Source organism: Vibrio sp. 2132-1 (genome assembly GCF_033344315.1).
Genome location: NZ_JAWPON010000634.1, coordinates 1 through 574, shown reverse-complemented (window position 1 = coordinate 574; position 574 = coordinate 1). Strand labels below are relative to the sequence as shown.

Annotated in this window: 1 protein-coding gene; it reads right to left on the bottom strand. The window is 45.5% G+C overall.

What is annotated here, in order from left to right; genetic code table 11:
• Window positions 1–574: PKD domain-containing protein (locus tag R8N47_RS27095; RefSeq protein WP_412034495.1), on the bottom strand; the 574-nt coding region annotated here is incomplete at both ends.

Genomic DNA, 574 nt, shown 5'->3' with positions numbered 1-574 from the left:
GAGTGACCCACAGCCCCATAGAGCCGCCTTCTTCACCCTTGCCAGGATCATTTTCCACAACGACTTCTTGCTTAACGACCATAACAACGCTCTTAGTAATAATTGCACCATCGTTGTCGTTTACCGCCACTTCAAACGTCAGCTTTTCACTTTTCTCACTCACTTTTGGTAACGTCACTTCTACACTTGCCGTGTCCGTGGTGGCAAACTGAGCTTTAGTCCCAGAAACTTGACGCCATTTGAATGAGTGATCCGTTGAATCAACGTCTATTAAGCCAAGTACAGATAGTGTGACTTTTTCGTTTGATAGGCCTTCTTTACGGCTCGCTTCAACAGCGAAGATCGGCTCATCATTAACCGCGTCGACTGTAAGTACAGCCATAGGGGTATTAGATTCACGGCCGTTTTCTTTCACAATAGAAAACTCAAACTGGTCATTACCAAAGTAGTTTTCCTTGCTTTGGTAGGTATTCCCGTCAATCTTGCCGTGCATCGGCGGCTTTTTAATGACGATGGTGTCCCCTTTCTCTAGTCCTTGTTGCTGATGTAAGTTAAGTTCCAGTGGCGTATCTTC